Annotated in this window: 17 protein-coding genes; 14 read left to right on the top strand and 3 right to left on the bottom strand. The window is 37.7% G+C overall.

The window, feature by feature from the left end; all coding sequences use genetic code 11:
• Positions 1-70 precede the first annotated feature (70 nt).
• The 3 genes from MHH64_RS18685 to MHH64_RS18675 all read left to right on the top strand — a co-directional run bounded on the left by MHH64_RS18685 (position 71) and on the right by MHH64_RS18675 (position 2,299).
• Positions 71-502 carry a hypothetical protein gene (locus tag MHH64_RS18685; protein WP_095313214.1) on the top strand — a complete coding sequence of 144 codons (432 nt, stop codon included), beginning with the start codon at positions 71-73 and terminating at the stop codon, positions 500-502.
• Positions 499-1,854 carry a tripartite tricarboxylate transporter permease gene (locus MHH64_RS18680; protein WP_118889838.1) on the top strand — a complete coding sequence of 452 codons (1,356 nt, stop codon included), beginning with the start codon at positions 499-501 and terminating at the stop codon, positions 1,852-1,854. Before MHH64_RS18685 ends, MHH64_RS18680 begins: the two co-directional genes overlap by 4 nt.
• A 61-nt stretch (positions 1,855-1,915) precedes the next feature.
• Positions 1,916-2,299, top strand: coding sequence for a Rid family detoxifying hydrolase (locus tag MHH64_RS18675; protein WP_095313210.1), 384 nt, complete (start codon positions 1,916-1,918; stop codon positions 2,297-2,299).
• Between the two features lie 242 nt (positions 2,300-2,541).
• Here MHH64_RS18675 and MHH64_RS18670 read toward each other — a convergent pair whose 3' ends face one another.
• The gene (locus MHH64_RS18670) at positions 2,542-3,411 is read right to left on the bottom strand and encodes an alpha/beta hydrolase (RefSeq protein WP_340002187.1); all 870 of its coding nucleotides are present in this window, start codon (positions 3,409-3,411) and stop codon (positions 2,542-2,544) included.
• 717 nt (positions 3,412-4,128) lie between these two features.
• On the opposite strand from MHH64_RS18670, the gene fdrA reads away from it, so the two are divergent.
• From fdrA to allD (MHH64_RS18640), 6 genes are all read left to right on the top strand, one after another.
• Positions 4,129-5,862 carry an acyl-CoA synthetase FdrA gene (gene fdrA, locus MHH64_RS18665; protein WP_303447509.1) on the top strand — a complete coding sequence of 578 codons (1,734 nt, stop codon included), beginning with the start codon at positions 4,129-4,131 and terminating at the stop codon, positions 5,860-5,862.
• 16 nt (positions 5,863-5,878) lie between these two features.
• Positions 5,879-7,141 carry a DUF1116 domain-containing protein gene (locus MHH64_RS18660; RefSeq protein ID WP_095313204.1) on the top strand — a complete coding sequence of 421 codons (1,263 nt, stop codon included), beginning with the start codon at positions 5,879-5,881 and terminating at the stop codon, positions 7,139-7,141.
• A gap of 135 nt (positions 7,142-7,276) precedes the next feature.
• Positions 7,277-8,215, top strand: coding sequence for a carbamate kinase (gene arcC / locus MHH64_RS18655; protein ID WP_095313203.1), 939 nt, complete (start codon positions 7,277-7,279; stop codon positions 8,213-8,215).
• Between the two features lie 333 nt (positions 8,216-8,548).
• Positions 8,549-9,313, top strand: coding sequence for a (S)-ureidoglycine aminohydrolase (allE, locus tag MHH64_RS18650; RefSeq protein WP_118889833.1), 765 nt, complete (start codon positions 8,549-8,551; stop codon positions 9,311-9,313).
• 133 nt (positions 9,314-9,446) lie between these two features.
• Positions 9,447-10,496 (top strand): ureidoglycolate dehydrogenase, encoded by a 1,050-nt coding sequence (allD, locus tag MHH64_RS18645; protein WP_095313199.1) that lies wholly within the window; start codon positions 9,447-9,449, stop codon positions 10,494-10,496.
• 191 nt (positions 10,497-10,687) lie between these two features.
• The gene (gene allD / locus MHH64_RS18640; RefSeq protein ID WP_340002186.1) at positions 10,688-11,734 is read left to right on the top strand and encodes an ureidoglycolate dehydrogenase; all 1,047 of its coding nucleotides are present in this window, start codon (positions 10,688-10,690) and stop codon (positions 11,732-11,734) included.
• A 390-nt stretch (positions 11,735-12,124) separates the two neighbouring features.
• Here allD (MHH64_RS18640) and MHH64_RS18635 read toward each other — a convergent pair whose 3' ends face one another.
• Positions 12,125-13,483, bottom strand: a complete 1,359-nt coding sequence (locus MHH64_RS18635; RefSeq protein WP_095314505.1) for an IS110 family transposase — start codon at positions 13,481-13,483, stop codon at positions 12,125-12,127.
• 710 nt (positions 13,484-14,193) lie between these two features.
• Between MHH64_RS18635 and ncs1 the strand changes: the two genes are divergently transcribed.
• The 5 genes from ncs1 (at position 14,194) to allC (ending at position 22,221) form a co-directional block, all read left to right on the top strand.
• The gene (gene ncs1 / locus MHH64_RS18630; protein ID WP_340002185.1) at positions 14,194-15,648 is read left to right on the top strand and encodes an NCS1 family nucleobase:cation symporter; all 1,455 of its coding nucleotides are present in this window, start codon (positions 14,194-14,196) and stop codon (positions 15,646-15,648) included.
• A 183-nt stretch (positions 15,649-15,831) separates the two neighbouring features.
• The gene (locus MHH64_RS18625; protein WP_340002184.1) at positions 15,832-17,163 is read left to right on the top strand and encodes an allantoinase; all 1,332 of its coding nucleotides are present in this window, start codon (positions 15,832-15,834) and stop codon (positions 17,161-17,163) included.
• Positions 17,164-17,327: 164 nt separating this feature from the next.
• Positions 17,328-18,686, top strand: coding sequence for an allantoinase AllB (allB, locus tag MHH64_RS18620; RefSeq protein ID WP_340002183.1), 1,359 nt, complete (start codon positions 17,328-17,330; stop codon positions 18,684-18,686).
• Between the two features lie 539 nt (positions 18,687-19,225).
• Positions 19,226-20,635, top strand: coding sequence for a TIGR00366 family protein (locus tag MHH64_RS18615; RefSeq protein WP_095313189.1), 1,410 nt, complete (start codon positions 19,226-19,228; stop codon positions 20,633-20,635).
• Positions 20,636-20,988: 353 nt separating this feature from the next.
• A complete protein-coding gene (gene allC, locus MHH64_RS18610; protein WP_340002182.1) occupies positions 20,989-22,221 on the top strand; it encodes an allantoate deiminase in 1,233 nt (410 codons plus the stop codon).
• Positions 22,222-22,425: 204 nt separating this feature from the next.
• Here the strand turns inward: allC and MHH64_RS18605 are convergent, their stop codons facing one another.
• A complete protein-coding gene (locus MHH64_RS18605; RefSeq protein ID WP_095313185.1) occupies positions 22,426-24,072 on the bottom strand; it encodes a PucR family transcriptional regulator in 1,647 nt (548 codons plus the stop codon).
• Between the last annotated feature and the right edge of the window lie 58 nt (positions 24,073-24,130).

Raw genomic sequence — 24,130 nt, 5'->3', positions numbered from 1 at the left:
TAAGCCTTGGTTTCGTAAAGAAAGAAGGTAATTTTTAGTTTCAGTGAAATCATGAGGAGGTAAGTGTTACATGTCTGCGGGTAATGAAAAGGATGAAAGAACAGACAGCTATGTTGAAATAATTGGGGATACTGTTTATGGGAAACATTTAATAAGTACTATTGCAATAAGTATTACGCTAAGCTTAGCAGGCTTTTTTATTGGAAAAAGTATCTTTCCGAAGATTGCTCCAGAAGAAATGGTGCAATCTTATTCATTGCTGCTTGGAATTGCAGGAAGTTTGGTAGCTTTAGTGACGAATACGTTATTATTTAAGCCAAAACGGACATTGAATGAGATGCCAAGCACGAATGACGAATTGGCGGAGGTTTATAAAAAACTACAATTTGATATAGAAGAAGAACGAGAATCTATATTGAATGATCCTGTTACGACAAAAGAAATGAAGGAACAGGGAATCTACGATATGTTTATACAAGATGGGGAGGATAAGCGAAAATGAGTGTATTGGTAATCGCTATTCTCTTAGCAATCTTGGCCGGGGTAGTATTTACATTGCTTGGTTTGATTTCGGGTTCAGATGAAACGGCAATTCTAGTTCCAACTACATTAATTGTTGTCTTGCTAGGTGCACCACCTGAAGCGGTTTTCGCATTTTTTATGTCAGCGATTTTGGCCAAGCATTTAACACACGCTATCCCAACTGCTTTAATGGGAGTTCCAGGAGACACACTAGCAGCTCCGATGCTGGAGCATGCTAACTTTATGCGGAGAATTGGACTGCCGCACATCGCGCTCAGAAAAATGATTTCAGGTGGAATTATTGGTGCTTTTATTGCACTTCCTGTTTCACTTTTATTTGCGATGTTTTTAAGTCAGTTTGGAACATTTTTCCAGGAAAATGCAGGGATTATTTTTACAGGTGCTGCTGTATTAATAGGTTATTTTTCCAAAGGACGATGGGTGAGTATTTTACTTATCTTGCCTTTAGCTTTAGTTATTCAAGGGTTAAATTTAGTTAGTACATCGATTTTGGGGAGTAGTCTATCCATTAGCTTCTTTCTCGGTATCGCAATTGGACCGATGTTGACGGATATTCTTATTGCAACATCAAATAGTGCTCGCCCGATGATTCAGCGGACGAAACCAAATGAATACAAGCTTGCCCCTGAACAGAAATCATGGTCTGGGTACTTTCCAAATCCATTTAAGGTGTTGACGAAAAAACAAACTGCTGCTGTTGGTGGCACTTCTTTTCTGTCATCGTTAACCTTTGCGCTCAGTCCTGTTGGAATGACAGCATTAATGGGGGAAATCGTCGGTTCTCGTGTCAAAGGACAATATAAGAAAACGACAACCAGCTTGTCTACGATGAATGGGGTAACAGAATCTACATACGTTGCAGAGACAATCATTCCATTAGTTGCATTTGGAATCCCGCTAAGTCCTGTCGCTATCGGTCCTGCACAAGCCTTATTTAATGCACCGCCAATTTTCACTGCGGATCCAGTAAATAATTTACATTCGATGATGGATCCAATTGACTTTTTGATTTATGGATTGATTGGCTTAGTGATTGCATCAGTGATTGCTTATCCGTTTTCAATGAATTTTGCCCGTAAAGCTACTGTTTTTGTTTTAAAGCGAATTAATCAGGAAGCAATCATTGGGATGTTTATTGGAATCGTGTGTTTACTGGCGTTCTATGAAGGTGGATTGGTCGGAATTGTTGTTACGTTTGCGATGGCAATGGTTGGCGGAATGCTGAATCGTTTTCTTGGGGTCGGAGTTGGTGTTCAGTTCATGATTTTCTACGGATCAGCCTGGATTATTTCAACGGTGCTTGGATTATAGAATAGTATTTTTTCAAAAAGATGCTATATTGGATAGTAGATTTTGAAAAAGGAGAATTAATATGACGAGAAAAGTATATGACGCAAAAGGCACGGAGCCTTCAGGGCCTTATTCACATGCGGTTGATGCAGGGGAATTTATCTATTTCTCCGGTCAGACTGCAAAAAATTCACCTACAGCTAAGGATATGACTGGTGATATCGCTGCGCAAACGCAGCAGTGCTTTGAAAATTTATTTGAAGTAATGAAGGAAGCAAGTCTTACTTCAGATGATGTCGTGAAAGTAAATGTGTATTTGACAGATATGAATAACTTCGCGGAAATGAATGCTGTGTACGAAAAACAATTTGCAGCACCATATCCGGCTAGGACCTGTGTTGCGGTCTTGGCACTTCCACTCGGAGCTGAGGTGGAAATTGAAATGGTAGCAAAGCGATCTAAGTAATGAAAAAATCCAACAATGAATTTGGCAAATAAGAAGGTATAAAACCTTCCAACTTGCTTAAATGCAACAAAGACATTCGCCTATAAGCTTGGCGAATGTCTTTGTTTTCTAAGATTGTTCTCATTTATAAGCACGCATCAATATTTCTAATGCTAAAAGCTGAATTTCACAGTTAATTGACTGATGTTTACAAATAAAAAGCTGAAGTTCTCACAGCTATATGCCTCTAACATATGGTCATGCTAATTAACATCCAAGTTTTCTTTCAAAAATTGAATGACTTGGTGAAATGCATCTTTTACATTTGGATCATTCATTTCTTTGTCAAACTGATGCTTTCCATTAGGAATGGTAATGAGTTTATTTGTAATACCAGCATCTTCTAGAGCTCTGCTCATATTAACGGATTCCTCGTGTGGAACATCGTCGTCTTTATCACCATGTAATAACAATGTTGCCGGATAATCGGAATGAATATTATCAATTGGGCAATACTTTGTCAGCTCAGCTTTGGTTTGATTTCTGCCGATAACGTAATCATTCCATACACCTTGCTGTCTACAGTATAAGTATATGCCATAACGTTTTTCAATTGGAGCCTCTGACAATATGCTTGGCTGAATGAGCATTTTTGGTAATGCCTCTGGCACTTTTGCCATTTTTGTAAAATAGGGACTTGGTTTTGTGTACCAGTCACCCGTAATATTTCCGTAACCGTAGAAGGATACAATTGCTTTTGGTTTTACTTCAAATATACCTGTAAGTAAGGCAAGATATCCTCCACCAGAGCTGCCGATTACACCAATTTTCTCTGGGTCAAAGTTATACGTGTTTACCCCTTCGTCTTTTAACCACCTGAGCGCATCTTGAATATCGCTAATGATATCTGGTAACTTTGATTCCGGAGCTAGGCGGTAGTCAATGGAACAAATGTTGAAGCCAGCATTGTTATAAAGATTAATTTGTTCTTCGGAAAGTTCATCACGGCTTCCCCAAATTAGCCCACCACCATGGATATAAACAAGCAAAGGTGCGTTTGATGCTTCCGTTGAGTAAAAGTCACCTTTGATTGCACAATTTCCGACATTTTTGTATACAAATGTTGAACCCATCTTATGAATCACTCACTTTTTTATAAGTTGCAGCTCCTGCGATTTAGCAAAAGCCTTCATTAGTTTAACGATAATTTTACTGTTCGTCTAGTGAGAAGCAATGTATCCTATTAGTGTTTTTGTACACAATAGGAGTATACTATTATGGATCTTTACTCTTGTTAACTATATACAAAAGCTGAACTATATTTTATCAAAAGTAACTAATTACATTTCAAGGGTACTCGGCTATAATAATTGTTGGTAAGTGGTATATCTGATAGGTACCATGAGGTATTTACTAATTGCGCTGTTAGGAAAAGATATTAATATTGCGTAATTGGTGATTTGGTGTGAACAAGAATAAGTTTTCAGTTTTTTTAATAAAGGAACATGGGATTTAAAAGTTTGCCAATATAATAATCCACTTACGATTTAATGCAAGACATACAGAGAATCATTTCAACTGAAATGGGTTTATAAAATGTTTTAAAAGACAAAGGTGTTTATGTCTAAATATAAACCATTTGAATTTTTGATTAGAACCAATATGATGTTGGAAAGGTACCTGATATCACTTGAAGGTGTTAAGAATGCGCCGACTCGTGAAAGCGCGCACAAGCCCTTTACACGCTCTGTATGGAATTAATATAAAGAAGACTTTTCATTTGCCTAAGGATAGAGAAGTGAAACGGCTTCGAAGATGTAACAATAAATATTGGTCTGGGAGTGAGAAACATGCTTCATACTGTGATTAAGAAGAACTTATATCAGGACTCCGTTAGCCTGATGTTATTAACGAATCACTTATCCGCTATGGATGGTGTTGAGCGAATTTCAGTTATGATGGGTACACCATCAAACAAAGATATTATGAAGGGGTCAGGTTTATACACTGACGAGCTAGAAGCTGCAAGCCCGAACGATCTTTGTGTTGTTGCTGAAACAGAAAATGTTGATCGTGTTATTGAGGAGTTAGAGGATTTCTTAAATAACCAATCTGCAGCATCTGAAGCAACTGCATATTCTACAGTTCGTACATGGGAAATGGCTGGAAACAAACTGCCGAATGCTGATTTAGCTCTTATTTCAATTGCAGGTGAACACGCTGCAGCTGAAGCGAATAAAGCCCTTGACCGTGATCTGAACGTTTTCCTGTTTAGTGATAACGTTAGTATCGAAGATGAATTACAACTAAAACAAAGAGCTGCGGAAAAAGGATTAATGGTAATGGGTCCTGACTGTGGTACAGGTATCCTCAACGGTGTGCCGATTGCTTTTGCAAACGTAATTGAAAAAGGAAATATTGGTGTTGTAGGTGCTTCAGGTACTGGTATTCAAGAAGTTACAACAATCATTGGAAGAAACGGCGGCGGTGTGTCACATGCTATCGGTACTGGTGGACGTGACTTAGCATTAGAGATCGGCGCATTAACAACAATTCAAGGATTACGTGTGTTGGATGCAGATCCTGAAACAGATGTAATTGTTTATATTTCGAAGCCACCTGCACCAGAAGTGCGTGAAAAGGTTGTTGAAGTATTCAAGACTTTAAGCAAGCCTGTTGTTTCTATCTTTATGGGTGATAAGCCAAAAGAGCAACATGATAATGTACATTATGCATGGACTTTAGAAGATACAGCGCTAAAAGCTTTAGAATTAGCTCAAACAAGCAACACTTCTGCAGATAGTATCCTAGCAGATAACGAAGACTTGAAGAAAATCAAAGAAAACAAAGATCAACGCTTCATTAAAGGATACTATTGTGGTGGTACATTAGCACTTGAAGCAGCAATGATCCTTGAAGATGCATTCAATCTTGATCCAGATGCGGCACATCCTGAAGGAATGATGCTACAACATGGCGAGCATGAAGTGATTGACTTAGGTGATGACGCTTATACGCAAGGTCGCGCGCATCCAATGATCGACCCTACTTTCCGTGTGGAAAAGGTTAAAGAAGCTATTGCAAACCCTAAAACTGCAGTACTTTTATTAGATAACGTTATTGGATATGGAGCGCATGATGATATGGCTGGCGTATTCGCACCAGTTGTCGAAAAAGGTAAGAAAGAAGCTGCTGAACAAGGTAGAGCAGTTATCGCAATTGCATCTGTAACAGGTACTGCACAAGATCCTCAAGTATACCAGGATCAAGTAGATAAATTAGAAGCTGCTGGTGTTATCGTTACAGAAAGCAATGCACAAGCAACAAAACTTGCTGCTGCAATTATTGATTCTCTTGAAGGAGAAGAGGCAGCAGAAACAAAAGCAGAAAAAACAGCAGTTGCAGATCTTACAAAAGCTTCTGAGCTGATTTCAGATAAACCAAGAGTAATCAACGTTGGTCTGACTGGATTCGCTGATACCGTTCAAGAAAATGGCGGTCAAGTGGTTCAATACCAATGGGCACCTATCGCAGGTGGAGATAAGCGTTTAGCTGCAATTTTAGACAAACTAAGCAAGTTATAAGATTAGGAGGATTATCATGCAATATAAAACAATTGATGAAGCAAATCAGGCGGTTATTCAACATATTACAGCATCAGAACCATTCTTACTTGATGTCGTTCCGGCAAAAAGTGTTATCTCTGAATTAAACGGAAAGGCTCTTTTACACTCAGGACCTCCAACAGTTTGGGAAAAAATGCCTCATCCAATGCAAGGTTCTTGTATCGGTGCAGCATTATTTGAAGGATGGGCTGCAACAGAAGAAGAAGCTCAAAAAATGCTTGAAAACGGAGAAGTTACATTTATTTCTGCTCACTCTGTAAGTGCTGTAGGACCAATGGGCGGAATCACTTCTGCAAATATGCCAGTTGTTGTTGTAGAAAACAAAGCAAGTGAAAAACGTGCTTACTGTAACCTAAACGAAGGTATTGGTGCGGTACTGCGTTTCGGTGCGTACAACGAAGAAGTAATCAATCGCTTAAACTGGATGAAAGATGTATTAGGACCTGCTCTTTCTAAATCATTAAAACAAATCGATGGCGGAATGAACGTTAACGTACTTGTTGCAAAAGCTATTACAATGGGTGACGAATTCCACCAAAGAAATATTGCGGCATCTGCATTATTCTTAAGACAAATCGTTCCATACTTAATCACTTCTGGTATCTCAGAAAAAGAATTACAGGAAGTTACAAAATTCCTAGCAGATAATGACCAGTTCTTCTTGAACATTATGATGGCAACTGCTAAATCTGTAATGGATACTGCTGCTACAGAAACAGAAGGAAGTATCGTTACTGCACTTGCTCGTAATGGTGACCAGTTCGGAATCAAAGTTAGTGGACTAGGTGATCAATGGTTTACTGCACCAGTTAATACTCCAGATGGTTTGTATTTCAGTGGCTACAGCTCTGAAGATGCAACTCCGGATATGGGAGATAGTGCAATCACCGAAGCTTACGGTGTTGGTGGTATGGCAATGGTTGCTGCACCAGGTGTTGTTCGCTTCGTAGGTACTGGCGGATTCAACGATGCTGTTAACACAAGTGATGAAATGCGTGAAATCTGTATCGCTAACAACAATAACTTGCAAATCCCTACTTGGGATTTCCAAGGTGCTTGTTTAGGTATCGATATCCGTAAAGTAGTTGAAACTGGAATTACTCCAGTAATCAACACTGGTATTGCTCATAAAGTAGCAGGAAACGGACAAATTGGTGCTGGTACAGTACGTGTACCACTTGGATGTTTCGAAAAAGCTTTAGAAGCACTTGCTGAAAAATACGGCGTAGAAGTTTAATTTCTTATAAATAATATAAAATGGCAACAGGATAGATGTGTGGATGGATGGTATGTACTGTTGTATGCAGGCATACCATCCTATCCTGCCATTAATGAACGATGCCGTTATGATTTTTAGTTGGAGGGTTTATAGATGAGTAAAACAATAGTTGCTGCAATAGGTGGGAATGCAATTTTACAAGCTGGTCAAGAAGGTACGTTTGAGAACCAGATGAACAATGTTCGTACAAGTGCTAAATTTTTAGCGAAATTAATTAAAGATGGCTATAAGCTAGTTATTACACATGGTAATGGTCCACAAGTTGGAAATATCCTTCGTCAAAATGAAGTAGCTGCAGATGTCGTTCCTCAACTTCCATTAGACGCATTAAGTGGTCAATCCCAAGGTTTTATCGGTTATATGATGGTTCAATGTTTAGTAAATGAATTCCAAGCACTAGGTATTGATGCCCCAGTAACTAACTTGTTAACACGTGTTGAAGTTTCACGTGATGATGCGGATTTCCAAAATCCTTCTAAACCAATTGGTGCCTTCTATTCAGAAGAAGAATCAAAACAGCTTGCAGCTGAAAAAGGCTGGAAAATGGTAGAAGATTCAGGCCGTGGCTATCGCCGTGTTGTACCTTCACCAGAACCACTTAAAATCCATGAAGCACAAACAATTAAAACACTTGCAGAAGCAGGTAATGTAGTTGTAGCTTGTGGCGGCGGTGGAATTCCGGTTGTAACAGCAGAAAACGGAACGGTTGAGGGTGTTGAAGCAGTAATCGATAAAGATCGCAGTGGCTTTAAACTTGCTCAAGAAATGGAAGCAGATGTTTTCATGATTTTAACAGATGTTGAAAATGTTTACGTTAATTATGGAACACCGGAACAAAAAGCATTAGGTCAAATCAAAGTAGACGAGATGGATGGCTATGTTGCTGAAGGTCAATTCAGTGCAGGAAGCATGGGACCTAAAGTTGAATCTGCATTACAATTTGCTAAAACTACTGGCACAGCTATCATCTGTTCATTAGAACAAGTTGATAAAGCAATCCGTGGTGAAAGTGGAACGATTATTTCTAAATAAGTAGGGAATAAGCATTTCATATGAATTCTAATGAAATGTCTATTCAAAAAAGAGGTTAAAAAGGAGGATAAAAAGGACCGAGGTCGGCTAAATTCGCAACGTCCTGTTGCAACGCCGACACTAGCACGTCCTGTGCGTCGAAGTTCGAGGAGGCGTGGCTTTGAGTAGCGGAACGTATGGGTTTAATACGTGAGCAGACGTTCTTGCACGCAGGAAAAGTGGTTCCCTTTTCTAAGGAACGGAAAAGCAAGCCAACGAAGAAATTCGATGTGTCATTTTTACCGGACTTTTTACCAACCTTGAAGAATCAATTCATTAAAGGAGCGATTTTAAATGGGATATCCAACAGATCTTTTATCAAGCAGAGCAGTTATTGAACCAGGGAAATACGCGGTAATTCCTCCAGAAGGAAGAGTAAACAACGTAGTACCTGGATTTGAAAATTGCACCATGACTATTTTAGGATCACCTAAATTAGGTGCAACTTTTGTTGATTATATTTTAACTTTCCATGAAGGTGGTAAAAATACAGCAGGTTTCGGTGGACAAGATAACATTGAAACATTTGTATGTGTTTTAGATGGTAAAGTAAAAGCTAAAGCCGATGATGAAGAATTTATTCTTGAATCAGGTGGCTACTTATACTGTCCTCCATCTGTAACCATGTACTTGGAGAACTTACAAGACGGAGATTCTAAACTATTTCTTTACAAACAAAAACATAAACCTTTAGAAGGTAAGAAACCTTGGGTTGTTTCTGGAAACACAAATGATTTAGAAGAGATCGATTATGATGGCATGCACAATATGCGTCTTAAAGACTTACTTCCAACGGATATTGCATTTGATATGAACTTCCATATTCTAACATTTGATCCGGCTGGTAGCCATCCATTTATTGAAACACATGTACAACAGCATGGTGCATATTTATTATCTGGTGAAGGTGTATACAACTTGGATAATAAATGGCAAACAGTTAAAAAAGAAGATTACATTTACATGGCTCCATACTGCTTGCAAGCAACATACGCAGTAGGCAGAGAACCACTTGTTTACTTGTATTCTAAAGATTGTAATCGTGACGAAGAACTGTAAGAACGGAACACGATTTATAAGTTCAAAAGCATTACTGAAAAGGTAAAAGGCATTTTGCCTTTTACCTTTGCCTGTATATGTGCAACAATTTTTCGTGAAGGAAATTCCATAGGAAAGCCAAGAGGTGTATAAAGTGAGACTAACAAAACAGGAATTAACGGATTTAATTAAAAATAAAATTCACAAAGCAGGATTATCAGAAGAACATGCGGAACAAGTGGCAGATGTACTTGTATTTGCAGACGCAAAAGGTATCCATTCTCACGGTGCAATGCGTGTAGAATATTATGCAGAGCGAATTGCTAAAGGCGGAATTACTGCTAATCCAGACTTTAAAGTCGAAAAAACCGGACCGAGTTCAGCTATTTTCCATGGCGATAATGGAGCTGGACATGTTGCAGCAAAGCTTGCAATGGATGAAGCAATCAGCATTGCGAAAGAGAGCGGTGTTGCTGTCGTAGGTGTTAAGAAAATGGGACATAGTGGAGCATTATCTTATTTCACAGAGTATGCTGCAAAACAAGATCTTATCGCTCTTTCTGTATGTCAATCAGATCCAATGGTTGTACCATTTGGTGGAGCTGAAGCTTATTATGGTACAAACCCAATTGCATTCGCAGTTCCAGGAAAAGATGGTAAGTTAATTAGCTTTGATATGGCAACGACTGTACAAGCATGGGGTAAAATTCTGCATGCTCGTTCTAAAAATGAAAGCATTCCTGATACATGGGCAGTTGATGAAAATGGTGAGCCAACAACAGACCCACACAAGGTACGAGCGTTATTGCCGGTTGCCGGACCAAAAGGCTATGGCCTCATGATGATGGTAGATGTACTTTCAGGCGTGTTATTAGGTTTGCCATTCGGTAATAAAGTGTCTTCTATGTATCATGATTTAAGTGAAGGCAGAGATTTAGGGCAGTTACATATCGTGATTAATCCAGCGGTATTTACTGGCTTAGATTCATTTAAAGAAAATATTGCACAAACAATGACTGATTTGAACGGGATTAAACCTGCTCCAGGATTTGACCAAGTATTCTATCCAGGACAAAACCTTGAATTCATTCAAAAGGAATACGAAGAAAAAGGTATTGAAATTGTCGATGATATCTATGAATATTTAGCTTCTGATGTTATTCACAACAATGCATATGATAATCAAGACCCATTTGCAGAATAAATAGGCTGCTGTTTCGATTCATACTAGTTTATAGCTATACTATTTCATACGATTGGGTGAGTTTTCAGTAGGGAAAACTTACCCTACTCGATTTTATGAGACAAATTACCTGTGGAATAGTTTTTATTTCCTTACATGTGTGGTTCATTTAAAAGTTGCTATATTTACAATAAATCATTAGGGGTGATATTTTGCGAGTAACGAGAGATGAATTGAAGAATCTAATAAAAAACAAGCTTAACAAGGCTGGTTTAACAGCAGAACATGCTGACGGTGTTGCTGACGTTTTAGTTCACGCGGATGCAAGAGGTGTTCATTCACATGGTGCGATGCGTGTTGAATATTACGCAGAGCGCATTGCCAAAGGTGGAATTAATACAAACCCTGATTTCAAGTTTGAAAAGACAGGGCCAACTACAGCTTTGTTTGATGGCGACAACGGGGCAGGGCATGTTGCAGCAAAAATAGCAATGGATGAAGCGATTGCAATGGCAAAAGAAAATGGGGTAGCTGTTGTAGGAGTAAGAAAAATAAGCCATAGTGGCGCATTATCTTACTTTGTACAGCAAGCAGCTAAGGAAAACCTTATCGGAATTTCTGTCTGCCAATCAGATCCAATGGTAGTGCCTTTTGGGGGAGCAGAACCTTACTATGGTACAAACCCAATTGCTTTTGCTGCACCAGGTGAAGACGACATCATCACATTTGATATGGCAACAACAGTACAAGCATGGGGCAAGATATTGCATGCTCGTTCTAAAAATGAAAGCATTCCAGATACATGGGCAGTAGATAAAAACGGAGAAGCAACAACAGATCCATTTAGTGTCAACGCATTGCTGCCTATTGCAGGACCAAAAGGGTATGGTTTGATGATGATGGTCGATGTACTTTCTGGAATATTATTAGGTCTTCCTTTTGGAAACAAAGTATCATCCATGTACCATGATTTAAGTGAGGGAAGAAATCTAGGGCAATTACACATCGTAATTAACCCAGAATACTTTACAAATCTAGAAACATTTAAGCAACATATTACGACAACAATGACTGATTTAAACAATATTAAACCAGCTCCAGGGTTTGAACAGGTGTCTTATCCTGGTCAACGAAGTGCACAGCGAGAAGCTGCATATATGGAAAAAGGCATTGAAATTGTTGATGATATTTATGAATATCTTGAGTCTGACGTTGTTCATAATGATTCCTATGGAAACAAGGATCCATTTGCAAAGTAAAAGATAGATTTAAAAGTCACTGCATCTATCGGAATGATAGGCAATGCGTGACTTTTTCTTTATTGCTTAGCGTACAATGTCAAATACTTTTTTCGAGTTTTAGGGTTACTCTAATACACCTACCGTAATTTGAATTTTTTACAAGTAGCATTTAACCAAGTTTATTATGAAACAGGCTTCATTTTCTTGATTCTGAAATGGGTTATCACTCGATTTTTCAATCTGCATTGATGCAATCTGGCATTGAGTACAAAATAGATAAATAACGTACTAATTCGCATTTACAGGTCGAGCGGGATAAGGCTATGCATCGAGGTCAAAAGTGCCTCAGGAAACTAGATCCGATCTCCACTCGAACCAAGAAAGTGAAGCCTATTTATGTTGTTCTGTTTATGATGCTAACGGCATTGTCAGCTTCTTAAATACCTCTTGTTTGTAATTATATTCTGGGTTGTCCCATTTAAAAGGTTCACCTTTAGTAAGCATTGGAAACGCAATTTTTAAGAGCTTATTACCCATGGCGATGTATATGGCTCCAGCTTTTTTGCCTTTCTCTTTTAACCTGGTTGCGAAGGGCTTTAGAACCTCATTATGAACCGTTAGACTTTTTCCGACATTGTAAACAGCTCTTCTTAGATTTGCATTCCCCTGCTTAGAAATGCGGCCTGCGTATCCCTTTCCGGGTCCAGATTGTTTGATAACAGGATTCGTTCCTGCCTTTTTAATAAGTTGGCTAGCACTAGTGAAGTAAGAGAGGTCACCCATCTCACAAAAGAGTTCGGCAGCTGTAACTAGGCCAATCCCTGGAATAGTTAGAAGTAATATTCCATTGGTTTGAATAAATAATCGTTCTATTTCTTTTTCATAACTTTCGATGTTTCTTGTGTGATATTGATAATCTTTTAATTTTTGTCTTAAGAGAAATACTTCGGTTGAGAGTTCGTCTAATGGTTTTGACACACTTTCTTTTGCGGCTAATAATAATGCTTCAATTGTTGCCTTTCTAATCTTTAAATTATGTTTTTTAGACAATTGGCGTAAACCAATTTCTCCTAGATCTAGTATCTGAGAAGCATGGGGGTAATGTGTTAGGATATGAACACTTCCTTTGCCCCAAAAATCACTAAAAATCTTTTTTGTTTTCAGCTTGCCGTCAACTAGTGTGCTGTAACCCTGAAATTCTCTCCAAATCTGATCATGGTAGCTGCGAATCTCGACTTTAATACGAGAACGTTTTTCTATTTCGCTTCTCCTTGCCCTTGTGATTAGCTGAAGTTCCTTGTAAATACCTGTATTTAATTTGGAATTTGTAGCTTTATTACCAATTAAAGCTTCGGCAATTAAATACAAGTCAATATCATCTGTTTTTGTGTACGTTAGATGTTGCTTTCTTTCTTCATGGGTTGAGGCTGGGTTAATAATGTGAACAGAATACCCTTGATCCATCAGAATACGTACAATATCTTCATAGTAATGGCCAGTTGCTTCAATACCGATGAATACCTTATCTGTTTGAAGAGAACTCTTAGCTTTCTCAATATTATCAATAAGAACTTTCATACCTGTTTGGCTGACCATAAAAGAGAATGCGGACTCTATTGATTCACCAAAATAATTTAAAATCATTGCTTTCTGAAGAACTTTTGAAACATCGATAGGAACAATCAAAACTTTTTCTAAATTACTACCACGAATTTCTTTTGCGAATTGACTTCTCCTTAATCCTTGTTTACCATTAAATTGTCTCATTGACTATGTCCTCCTTGTCGGGTGGGTGATTGAGTAAACTTGGTTAAGTATTTCAATCGTAGCATAGTCAATGGGACTTTTTGTGTTTGAATACATTATTTCATACACCAGGAAACTATAAAATTTGAATGCTGTGGATAACTTAGTTACCGGAACAGCGACGTCCAGCTCCAGCGCCCAACGACTAGCGAGACTTCCCTCACCTCCGTACGATAAGTCAACATCGGCTTCCTACGGTCGCCGTGTTTCCTTTATCTCCTGCGGCTCAGTCCAGTCCGTACGTCGCTAAACGGGCGCTTGCGCTTTTGTTCTTTATAAGGGTTTTATCTATACCGTTTTCAAAACTATGCTGACGTATTTATGTTAATTAATAACAACTCGTTGTTTACTTTGAACAATTCAGGAATCAAGTTATACAACAATAGTTAACTATTTTGTTTACTCAATATAAAGACCTGAATAATCATCTGTTATATACTTAATTCAAGCGAATCAGGTGGACGTCTTCCATCTTAGTAATATATGTGAAGATACAAAACATGAGGTTACATAACATATACCTTCAGCTTTATTTGTGAAACATCCTACTAATTTGCACTATTTCTCCTTTTACTATTGGCGTAATTATTTTCGAGTAAAATGATTACAATAAGACCTATGCTTGGACAAGTAGTGTGGATTCGTTGTTGATCGTGAAAGGAGATTTTTTTTTGGAAAGCTTGAAACGAGACCAGCTTAAAGCAGCTGGTTTCAGTGATGATGTTCTACCGTCACAAGATAAGGATAGAACATGGAATACAGGAAATTTCTTTACTGTTTGGATGGGTAGTGTGCATAATATTCCAAACTATATTGCAATAGGTGGTCTTTTTGCTATTGGATTATCTGTTGGGCAGGTTTTTTCGGCAATTATGGTGGCAGCACTTATTATAGCAGCTGTGCTCGTATTTAATGGCCATGCTGGTTCAAAATATGGTTTACCATTTGCTATGTTGATTCGTTCATCATATGGAAATAAAGGAGCCCTATTTCCCGGTGTAATCAGGGGGGTTATCGCAGCAATTATGTGGTTTGGTTTTCAAACATTTGCAGGAAGCCAGGCACTATCCATACTAATAGGCAAGCTGTGGCCAGGCTATTTAACACTAGGCGGAGACTGGAGTTTCTTCGGACTGACATTGCCAGCTCTTATTTCATTCCTTATTTTTTGGGCGTTTAATGTAGCATTAATTTATGGTGGAATGGATATCTTAGGGAAGTTTACAAATATTCTTTCCCCATTAATTTATATTGTATTTGGTGGAATGGCGATTTGGGCAATTAACTTGGCTGGTGGAATCGGACCAATTCTTTCCTATACAAATGCTGGATTTGAAGGGAATAGTATTATTGTCTTTTTAGCTGCTGTTACTGCAATAATTGCAGCCTGGGCTGCACCGATGGTTAGTGTATCTGACTTTACAAGATTAGCCAAAACGCCTAAACATCAAGCAGTCGGTCAAACTTTAGGATTAGTTGTAACTTACCTGCTTTTTGCAGTTGCAAGTATTTCGATTATTGTTGGTTCAGAAATTGCATTTGGAACACCAATTTGGAATGTACTTGATGTGGTTGCTCGTTTTGATGGAACATTTGCTATTGCTATTTCTGTATTAACACTATGTTTAACAACTTTGTCTGTTAACGTAACCGGAAATATTGTTCCTGCAGGCTACCAAATTGCATCACTTTTTCCGAAGCTCTTTACCTTTAAATCAGCTGCAACGTTAGCTGCAATCCTCGGAATTCTTATTATGCCGTGGAAGCTAATGGAAAATTCTACAAGTATTTTTACATTTTTAAACATTGTTGCTGGTTTATTAGCACCAATTACTGGGGTAATGCTTGCACACTACTTCATTGTTTCAAAGAAGAAGATTGATATAAACGAGTTATACTCTAAAAATGGTAAGTATAATTATAAAAACGGGTATAATGTGAATGCGATTGTAGCTACGATTATCGGTGCTGTTCTGAGTTTGATTGGTCAGTTTGTACCGTTCTTTAAAGCCCTTTATGATATCTCGTGGTTTGTGGGAATTGTATCTGCTATTGTAATTTATATACTATTGGAGCTTTCTAAAAAAAAAGAGCAGTTTCAAGAGTTAAATAAAAAAGGCGCATAACTGTAATAAGTTGTTCAATTTGGTACGTCCATTTAATAAAGGAAGGCCTACCATATAAAAGCAGTAAAGATGTAGGCAACTATTTCTTTACTGCTAAAACAAATTGTATCTAACCAATAGAATTGGTATTAGATAAAGGTTTAACTTCATGAAGCAAGTGAAACAGGAAAGGGGAATTATCAGATGACAACATTTGATCTCATTATTAGAAATGGAAAGATTGTAACGGCAGATTCAATTGTTTCAGGAGATATAGCAGTTAAAGAAGGAAAAATAGTTGAGGTTTCCAATGATAAGGCTATCGAAGGAACTGCTGTGAAAGAAATCAATGCAGAAGGATTACATATCTTACCTGGCTTAATTGACTCACATGTACATTTTAACGAACCCGGAAGAACAGAGTGGGAAGGACTAGAAACAGGAAGTCGAAGCCTAGCTGCTGGAGGCGCAACATCATTCTTTGATATGCCATTAAACAGTACACCGCCTACTATTAACAAAGCAAACCTAGATTTGAAAAAAGAACGAGCTGAAGAGAAATCAATTGTCAATCCATACTACTGGGGTGGATTAGTTCCTGAAAACATCGCTGATTTAAAAGATCTTCATGAAAACGGTGTTATTGGATTCAAGGCGTTTATGTCACCAAGTGGAATTGCTGACTTTAATAATGTAGATGATGAATCCATTTTTAAAGGGATGAAAGAAATTGCATCACTAGGTTCTCTGCTAGCTGTTCACGCGGAAAGCATGGTAATATGTGACCAATTAGCAGCAGAAAAACAAGAGCAAGGAAAAACAACTGCCAGAGACTTTGTTGAATCAAGACCAATTATTTCAGAAATCGAAGCGGTTAGAAGAATTATTTCTTATGCAGAAGCAACTGGATGTAAGCTTCATATTGTGCATGCAAGCAGCCGTAAAGTTGTAGCAGTAATCAATGATGCGAAACAAAGAGGCGTTGATATTACAGTTGAAACATGTCCACATTATTTATCCTTAACTGTAAAAGACTTAGAAGAAAAAGGAGCAATAGCAAAATGTGCTCCACCACTTCGAGATGAGGATGAAGTAGAAGATCTATGGGCTTCAGTAGCAGCAGGAGAAATCAATGTCATTGCTTCTGACCATTCTCCAGCACCAGCATCCATGAAAACAATTACGGATAACTATTTTGAAGGATGGGGCGGAATCTCCGGAGCTCAATCTACGTTGAATATTATGCTAACAGAAGGTTATTTCAAACGTAACCTTCCATTAGAAAAAATTGTTGCATTAACATCAACAAACCCAGCAGAACTATTCGGATTAGAAACAAAAGGTACAATTGCTGCTGGTTTCGATGCGGATATAACACTTGTTGATCTTAATGAAGAGTTTGTACTGAAAGCAGAAGATTTAAAATATCGTCACAAGCATTCTCCATATGTTGGTAAAACATTTAAAGGAAATGTAAAAACAACAATAGTAAATGGAGAAGTTGTATTTACAAATGGAGAGATAGTAGAGAAATAAATCTTTATCCAGCATTAACTGGCTGTAATCCTTCACCTCTGAGTGTAAGGGAACAGCCCGTAAATTCCGGATTCTGTTCAACTAATTTAAGTGGGAGAGGTAAGGAAATCTCCACTTAATGAAGCTTCACTATATAAACATTCAATTAGAAAAGGGGTATTCAAATGGGATTTGATGCAGTAATTAAAAATGGAAATGTTGTACTTCGTGATGGTGTCTATAATGTGGATATCGGAATTAAAAATGGAAAAATTGCTAGCATTGCAGAGGAAATTACAGAGCAAGCAAATGAAGTAATTGATGCAAAAGGTCAATATGTTATGCCGGGAATGATTGATACACATGTGCATATTAGTGAACCTGGCCGTACAGAGTGGGAAGGCTTTGAAACAGGTTCTAAAGCACTTGCAGCAGGTGGAACAACAAGCTATGTTGAAATGCCGCTTAATGCTATTCCAGCAACCATCAATAAAGAAACATTAGACTTGAAGCTAGAAGCTGCTAAAAGTCAGAACTATGTCGATTATGCATTCTATGGTGGACTTGTTCCAGAAAACATCGATCAGCTGGAAGAATTAGTAGATGCAGGCGTTCCAGCATTCAAATGCTTTATGTCTGCAATAACTGCAGAAGTTCCTGGCGACTTTGTTAATGTTGATGACTATGCATTGTATAAAGGCATGCAAAAATTAGCTGAATTGGATCAAATTCTATGTATTCATGCTGAAAACCCAACGATTACTGCGAAACTGGCAGATGAAATGGTGCGTGAAGGCAGAACAACAGCAATGGATTATGTTGATTCACGTCCAATTTTTACGGAAGTTGAAGCAGTTCAGCGTGCATTATTGTTTGCGAAAGAAACTGGATGCAAACTGCATTTTGTGCACATTAGTACTTCTGAAGCAATTCAGAAAATCCGTGAAGCACGCAGAGATGGTGTCGATGTAACAGTTGAATCATGTACACATTATTTTGCACTTACTGCAGAAGATGTAGAAGAAATTGGACCAAGAGCTAAATGCCAACCGCCATTGAGAAAAGCAAAAGACCAAGCAAGATTATGGGATGAGCTGATGGCAGGCAATATCGATTGGTTAACCTCCGATCATTCTCCATGTACAGAAGACCTTAAACAAGGAAATATTTTCGATGCATGGGGCGGAATCAGTGGTGCACAAAATAATGTAGATATTATGTTTGATCTAGCTGTTAAAAAACGCGGGTTACCCGTGCAAAAATTTGTGGATTTAATCGCAACAACTCCAGCGGAGCGTTTTAATTTACCAAATAAAGGTGAAATTGCAGTTTCCAAGGATGCAGATATCATTCTAGTTGATCCAAACAGCTCTTACACGCTAAACAGAGAAGACCTTTATTATAAAAATAAGCATAGTGCTTATGAAGGAAGAAACATTGACTGTCGTGTAACGAAAACGATTGTACGCGGAAATGTTGTTTATGATTTAGAACAAGGCATTGTAGGCGAACCAATTGGTAAGCTGATGACTGTGAATAACTAATATGATTTGCATTACAAAAGGTGTCCTTCTTAGGAAGGACACCTTTTGTATAAATTGCATATTTTGAAAGTTACTTCATCCTGACAGCACATTATGTTTAAAATAATGAGGAATAAATCACCCTAATAGATAGAGATTAAAAAAGGCAATTGTTATCTTTGCATAGAAAATAGTTGAGTTTAATAAGAGCTTGATCCCTTATCTTATTGGACAAATCGCAAATCACACTATTAAATTCTTCTCAGCTGCAGTACAAATTGAACAATTGGCTATTTAGAGTACATAAAAGATGAATATAAGTTGGTTAGTATGAACAATATACTTAATAAATTTAGTTGTAATCGACATTTACATGTAATTCAATTAATTTTACAATGAAATGCAGTACAGAGTTGGGAGCGGATACAACATAGCATATAGTTAGAGGATTTCTAAATTGTTCACATGGCAGTGTGAGCAATAAGGGGTATTTTACATAAATGCATGTCAGTAGTTTCACTTGTTTTCTGTACAAGTTAATAATAAAGGATGGGACAAGAATGGAGAAAACAGAGAAAAAGAAAAAATTTCAATTGCCTCATATTTATGTAATCTTATTCATTTTTAGTGCACTTGCTGCAATCGCTACCTATTTCGTACCGGCAGGTGAATTTGAGCGGGTGCCAGGACCGGACGGAAGGGAAACAGTGAATCCAGAGTCTTTTACACAAATTGAATCATCACCTGTAGGGATTGTTGACTTCTTGACAATCATCCCAAGAGGCTTAATTGAAGCTGGAGAAATTATATTTTTCACATTTATGATTGGTGGAATGTTCATGGTGCTGAAAAAAACAGGCATCATTGAAATAGTAGTTGATCGCTTAGCAAATCGTTTTGCTAATAAAAGTATTTTGATCATTCCTGTACTTACAACTGTTTTTGCAATCGTTGCTACATTAATTGGTACACCAGAATTAACACTTGTGTATATTCCTGTCATCATGCCACTGATGATTGCGTTGGGATATGACTCTATTGTTGCGGCAGCTATTGCTTTAATTGGGTCAGTAGTTGGTTTTACTGCGGGAGTACTTAATCCAGTGAATGTAGGATTATCACAGCAAATTGTCGGTGTTCCGCTGTTTTCAGGGATGAGCTTTCGCATCATTATTTTTGTTCTAACGGTAGCAGTTGCCTCACTTTACATCATGCGCTACGCTAAAAAAGTTAAAAACAATCCGTTAAATAGTTTTGTCTATGAAGATGATGTAGAGAAAAGAAAGCAATATCAACACCAGGATAAATTAGAAGTTAGGACAATGACAGCGAGACAAAAGTATGCATCTTTTGCAGCGCTCCTATTTATGGGAATCTTAGTCTATGGCGTACTTAATCATGGCTGGTTCATGGTCGAGATGGCTGGACTATTTGTCTTCATGGGTATTATTGTAGGTTTAATTTCAGGACTAAACTCAACAGAAATATCAGAAGGATTTACAGAAGGTTTCCGGGATGTATTAATGGGAGCTATTATCATGGGCTTAGCTCGTGGGGTTTCGGTCGCGCTAGAAGATGGTCATATTATGGATACAATTGTCTATAGCTTAGGATCGGTAGTTGGCGATTTTCCTGCTGTTTTCGGTGCAGTTGGAATGTACCTCGTTCAATTAACCATAAACTTTATCATTCCGTCTGGCAGTGGACAAGCACTAGTAACAATGCCGATCATGGGACCTTTAGCTGATCTTATCGGTGTGACGAGACAAACGGCAGTACTTGCCTTCCAGCTCGGAGATGGATTTGCACATATTCTTTATCCAACATCAGGATACTTTATGGCTGCTTTAGCAATTGCGGGTGTTGCTTGGCAAAAATGGGTAAAATTCTTCTTGCCGCTGTTTTTCATCTTTTCAGGAATCGCGATTATTGCATTAGTCATTGCCCAATCGATTCAATACACAGGCTGAACGAGCTACCATATAAAGGAAAGAGATTGGAACATAACCAGGGTGTTTAATTTGTGAACAATGCATAAACTTTGTGTAGGAAATATGCGTAAGGTATTTTTCAAATCGAAGTGTTTGCATCAATCACGTCTGAATTTAAGGTGATAAAAACACTTCGTTCCAGCTTCTTTCTTTTGAAGCTTTGTATTTGTATTTTGTTATTGTTTAATATGGATAAAAATGATTTATTTTTTTATCATAAATGGCATAGAAACAGTAGCTAGAGATAGGTATAATAAGTTATAGAGCTAATAGAAATTATATTTTAACGCTATCTTTTACAAAGATAGTGTGTGATAGAAAGGAAATGTAATATGACTGAGTTAAGTAAAGAGTTAACAGATATGCTAGAAACGCTAGGATCACATGGCAAGGATCCTGCAGGCGGAGTATCACGCTTTCTTTACACAGAGGAATGGGTTGCTGCACAAAAGTATTTAGAGAAAGAAATGCTGGATGAAGGCTTAGATGTACATTTTGACGAAATCGGAAACTTATTTGGTACATTGAAAGGGTCTAAATATCCAAATGAAACTATCCTATCAGGTTCTCACGTAGACACTGTTGGAAACGGCGGATATTATGATGGACAATTTGGTATCGTAGCAGCTTTCATAGCGATCAAACATCTAAAAGCAAAATATGGACAGCCTTTACGTAATATTGAGGTCGTCTCAATGGCTGAAGAAGAAGGAAGCCGTTTCCCTTACTCATTCTGGGGTTCAAAAAACATTGTCGGAATCGCCAAAAACGATGATGTAAGAAACATTACGGATTTTGATGGTGTTCCATTTGTAGAAGCGATGCATAAGGCTGGATTTGACTTCAGAGATGATACAAAAGGAATGCGTGAAGATTTTAAAGCATTTGTTGAGATTCATAATGAGCAAGGAAATGTATTAGAAACGGAAGAAAAATCAGTTGGTGTCGTTCACAGTATCGTTGGTCAACGTCGATTCAATATTGAAATCAGCGGCCAAGCAAACCATGCAGGTACAACACCAATGGGCTACCGTAAAGATACAGTTTTCGCTACGAGTCAAATGGTATCCGAAATAATTACTACTGCAAGAAAGCATGGGGATCCATTAGTAGCAACTGTTGGTAAAATTGAAGTAACACCTAATGTTGTCAATGTTGTTCCAGGAAATACATTGTTTACACTAGATATCAGACATACGGAGAAAGACGCTTTAGTTCAGTTTACAGAAGAAGTATATGAAATACTAAATCGTTTAGCACAAGAGCACCAAGTAGGCTTAAATATTGACATGTGGATGGATGAAGATCCAGTGCCAATGGATAAGAATATCGTTGATCTAATGATTAAGCAATGCGAAGAAAATGGCTTAAATTATAAATTAATGCACAGCGGTGCGGGTCATGATTCCCAAATCTTTGCTCCTAAGATTCCGACTGCAATGATTTTCGTTCCAAGTCGTGATGGAATAAGTCACAACCCTGCTGAATATACAGAGCCAGCAGACTTAGCTGAGGGTGTAAAAGCATTAATGGGTGCACTGTACGAATTGGCTTATAAAGAGTAAGTTCGATTTTAAGGCTATTTTGGCAACTAAGTAACAACAAATTTTATAGTTTTTTGAAGTAAAACAAAAGCAAGAAGGAATACTTTCCTTCTTGCTTTTGTTTTAGGAAAATAAGAAAGTAAAAAACCTAGCTATTTGCATAAATGTGGCATAAATGCAACGAAGGCATTCACCGAAAGGTTGGTGAATGCCTAGTTTTCTAACCTATTCTTCGCTTTCCAAAATTGTTCCGATTAGTAAAGCAACTCGAATTCGAAGTGAATCTGTTGGATCTCGGAAGGAACAGCCAAGCAACTCTTCCATCTTTTCAATCCGATACTTCACTGTATTTCGATGAACGTATAATCTTCTGGATGTTTCAGATATTTCACATTGGCAGTCCAAATACGTCTCCATGGTTTTTACTAAATCAATTTCCTCTTTCGTATTTGGGTAAGCGAGTGTTTTTAATGTGTTTTCGTATAAAGCCTTTAAATCCTTTCGAGGCAAGGTTGTTAACAATTCGTCAATTTCTCTTGTTCGGTAAAAATTAATAAAGCCAGACTTATTTAAATCATAGCCATTCATAATTGCATCCACTGCTTCGTAGTATGCGTTTGGAATATCAATGGGTGATTGAACTAAATTACTAATGCCAAATGAAATTGTGAGATTTCCATCTTGTAAATTCCTTTGCACATTTTCAACAAATTCAGTTACGCGATTGATTTCTGTTTCATTATAATTGGAAAATTGTAAGAGCATGACGAAATATTTTTCCTTTGTAAATAAAATGGCATCCATATCATTATTTACAATTTCGTCTTCCAGCTGGTCATAGATGCTATTATGAAGCTCAGCTATTTTTTTTTCATATAATTGCAATGCCTCATAGTTATCACCATCTGGATCAATTGTACAAATAATACTAATCGTATCCAGTTTATCATCGAGGCCATAGTAATGTGTGCGGCTTAAAATTTCCTCATTGGAGTGTATTCGTCTTTCAATTAGGTCTGCAAAAAAGTTGTTTTTCAATAATCGAGTATTTTCCTCAATTGCTTGTTCTTTTATAATCGTAAATGAGATAACATTACCAGCTTGTTCAATTGCCATTTGTGATGAAGGATATGGTAAAGTAGATGCATCGAGCATGACGAGCATACTGTTATGCTGCCTCTTTGTCTGTACTGGAAAGGTAGCAATCGATATCCCTTCACCAGTGGAGATTTTAAATGTGCCCCCCTGCCGTCCACGCGGTAAATCACTTTTTATTGCATGAACGATTTCTTCCTCCACAGTCTGCATGGATTCTTTTCGGAAATCATGACTATGGGCGATTTTTTCTCCTCTATGATTCAATAGCATGACAGGACGATCTAGAAAATGCCCCAGTTGCTCGACAAGAGAATTTAAACTATACTCCTTAAACATCATATCGGAAAACTGTTTTTGGACATGTAGTGCATAATAAAGCTGTTCTGCTTTATCATCATTTAAGTAATTCAATATGTGACGGGATAATTCACCTAAAGTTAGGTCTGTTGGAAGGTCGATGATAGGAAATGCTAATTCATTGGCTAGGAGTTTAACCTCTTCCGGTAGTTCCTTTAGAAAACGATTGATCTTGATGACGATGCCAGTACAATTTAAGTCATGCATTTGTCTAATTAGTTTACAGAGTTCTTGTGCATCGTCTTTAAAGGCATATCCTGAAGTAAGTAATAAATGGTTATTATCTAAAAACTGAATAACATCAGGTGTATCGGAAATATTGACAGATTGTACGTTTTTTGTTAATCCGCGATGACCAGCGATAACGGTACAGTCCTTCATTGCTTCTAAAATAAATAAATTATTTAACGTTTTCACTTTAATACCATCCCTTGTGCATTTGTTCTATTTCGTGCTGTTTCCATGAAGTGAAATA

This window comes from Oceanobacillus sp. FSL K6-0127 (assembly GCF_037983385.1).
GTDB classification, from domain to species: Bacteria; Bacillota; Bacilli; order Bacillales; family Amphibacillaceae; genus Oceanobacillus; species Oceanobacillus profundus.
The sequence above is the reverse complement of the archived record's forward strand: the minus strand, read 5'-3'. Positions and strand labels throughout refer to the sequence as shown.

Coding starts and splice junctions, on each gene's coding strand:
- allC (WP_340002182.1), top strand. CDS start 20,989: ATGACTGAGTTAAGTAAAGAGTTAACAGATATGCTAGAAACGCTAGGA.
- MHH64_RS18635 (WP_095314505.1), bottom strand. CDS start 13,483: ATGAGACAATTTAATGGTAAACAAGGATTAAGGAGAAGTCAATTCGCA.
- MHH64_RS18680 (WP_118889838.1), top strand. CDS start 499: ATGAGTGTATTGGTAATCGCTATTCTCTTAGCAATCTTGGCCGGGGTA.
- MHH64_RS18670 (WP_340002187.1), bottom strand. CDS start 3,411: ATGGGTTCAACATTTGTATACAAAAATGTCGGAAATTGTGCAATCAAA.
- fdrA (WP_303447509.1), top strand. CDS start 4,129: ATGCTTCATACTGTGATTAAGAAGAACTTATATCAGGACTCCGTTAGC.
- MHH64_RS18675 (WP_095313210.1), top strand. CDS start 1,916: ATGACGAGAAAAGTATATGACGCAAAAGGCACGGAGCCTTCAGGGCCT.
- MHH64_RS18685 (WP_095313214.1), top strand. CDS start 71: ATGTCTGCGGGTAATGAAAAGGATGAAAGAACAGACAGCTATGTTGAA.
- MHH64_RS18660 (WP_095313204.1), top strand. CDS start 5,879: ATGCAATATAAAACAATTGATGAAGCAAATCAGGCGGTTATTCAACAT.
- MHH64_RS18615 (WP_095313189.1), top strand. CDS start 19,226: ATGGAGAAAACAGAGAAAAAGAAAAAATTTCAATTGCCTCATATTTAT.
- MHH64_RS18625 (WP_340002184.1), top strand. CDS start 15,832: ATGACAACATTTGATCTCATTATTAGAAATGGAAAGATTGTAACGGCA.
- allE (WP_118889833.1), top strand. CDS start 8,549: ATGGGATATCCAACAGATCTTTTATCAAGCAGAGCAGTTATTGAACCA.
- arcC (WP_095313203.1), top strand. CDS start 7,277: ATGAGTAAAACAATAGTTGCTGCAATAGGTGGGAATGCAATTTTACAA.
- allB (WP_340002183.1), top strand. CDS start 17,328: ATGGGATTTGATGCAGTAATTAAAAATGGAAATGTTGTACTTCGTGAT.